Below are 1837 nucleotides of genomic sequence, written 5' to 3'. Positions count from 1 at the left end.
TCAGTTTTCCCATGTCTTTTCTCCTTATCCATGGATTTGAATAAGCCAGAAAAACTAACATTTCGTGTGGATCACTTTTTGGGGGCTACGCCAAATGTATTTCACACAAAGGACAACCAGATCAGGTTTTCTCTTTACAATATCTTCCAAGTCATCTTTGTTGCGTGCTTCACGAAAACTTACATCAGTATAATGTCGCTGTAGAATGTCGGTGATTGTTCGACAGGTTTTTAATGACCCGAAACCCGTTTCCTTCATAGCTCTGTTATCTGTCGAGACAATTTCAATGCGTTTGTTTATTTTTCTAATTGCATGGTTGGTTTTCATTAATTGATCATTTCATAGAATGAATAAGTGGAAAGGAACTTCCAAAATTCATTGTCGTCCCTCATGAATGGAATTTAATAAATTATGGGCGTAAGCAAGTATTGAGGGATTTGACATAGGAGGCATCGCACTCCCAATCGTTACCTGAATAGTCCAGATGGGCATTTGCAGGAAGTATGACAGGATTACATTTCTCTTGGTTCGCCTTGAAACCCCGCTGGCATTTCCAACCGACCTTGTAGCCACTGTCGTCAAGATAGGCGTTTTCAGGGACTTTTATTTTGATGCACTTATTATTATTTGCTTGGAAACCACGTAAACATTCCCAACCCTTTTCATATGTATTTGGAGACAGAAAAGCATTTTTAGGGATGTTAATTTTTAGGCACTTCTCACTTTGCACTCTATGCCCCCGCTCACATTCCCATTCATAGCCAGAATCATTCAAGAAGGCATTCTTGGGAATTTTTATTGCAATACATCTTTTATTGTCTCGTTTATATCCACGTAGACAATCCCAACCTTCACCAAAAGATCGCCCAGTTAAAAAACCATGTTTAGGAGTTTGAATTTCTTGGCACTTATTTATTGATTTTATATAGCCTTTATCGCACTCCCAACCGGAGCCGTATGTCTCGGCATGAGCGTTCATTGGGATCGTTTCAGCAATTGATGGGTTAGGCCAATTCAAGATAAGAGCGAAAACTATAATTGTTAAGTTCAGCAATAATCTCGATTGAGAATGATTGTTCATTTTTTGCTTTCATGTTTTCGTTCTGCTCGTTCCATTTTGTATTGGGTGATGATGTTTTTTAATTGGTCGGCTAGTCCATAAATACTCAATTCATTGTCGATCATAGTTCAGCCTTTAAATTGGTAATCAATGTGCAAGTCTTCCAGAATATTATCATTGGCCAGTCGGTCATTTTGTAGGGCTTCTTTAAGTTCTTTTGCAGTGACGGTTAATGCACGCGTGAGTGATCTGATCTTATTTTTGCTGTGCAAGTGAATAACTGTCAAAACTCTCTTATATGCAACGAAGCTCAGTCCTTCGATCAGTTCCTCATCTGTATCGACCTTATAAGAACCAGCCGGTTGAATTTCAGCTAAAGTGCCAATTTTAAAGGGATGCTTGAAAATGACGGATTTAGAGCTTGTACGAATAGTCATAGCGGCCTCCTATCAAGGTGGCGTTACGTTACTGTGATATACAAGAAAGAAAGTGACTCTTTGTTTATAGAGTCTAATAAATTTTGTATAATACGATTGTCAGATAAAAAAATATACAATTAATACCTTTATCTGCGTGAATATCGTATGAGCCATTTTAATACATTCCGAATAAAATAGATATTTTATTATTATTTCATACAATTGTGATTGGATGAATATTTGTTTTTATATGTTTTTTAAAGTTTTAGGCCGTAAACTCATAAAATTCCTTCCTGTATCAGCTTGAATATGATTCAACCTTCCAAAAGATTTGGAGGGAATTATGAGCCGCCGCCGT

At 37.2% G+C, this 1837-nt stretch carries 2 protein-coding genes; both read right to left on the bottom strand.

The features are described from left to right. Positions 1-409: 409 nt before the first annotated feature. Entirely contained in the window at positions 410-1081 is a 672-nt protein-coding gene (locus Q397_RS0120130) for a hypothetical protein (protein WP_028880910.1), read from the bottom strand. 107 nt (positions 1082-1188) lie between these two features. Then, entirely contained in the window at positions 1189-1497 is a 309-nt protein-coding gene (locus Q397_RS23635) for a hypothetical protein (protein ID WP_038015092.1), read from the bottom strand. Positions 1498-1837: the final 340 nt, after the last annotated feature.

The sequence above is a fragment of the Terasakiella pusilla DSM 6293 genome, assembly GCF_000688235.1.
In the GTDB taxonomy this organism is placed as follows: Bacteria; Pseudomonadota; Alphaproteobacteria; order Rhodospirillales; family Terasakiellaceae; genus Terasakiella; species Terasakiella pusilla.
Note: the sequence above shows the minus strand (reverse complement) of the source record. Positions and strands in the feature narration are given on the sequence as shown.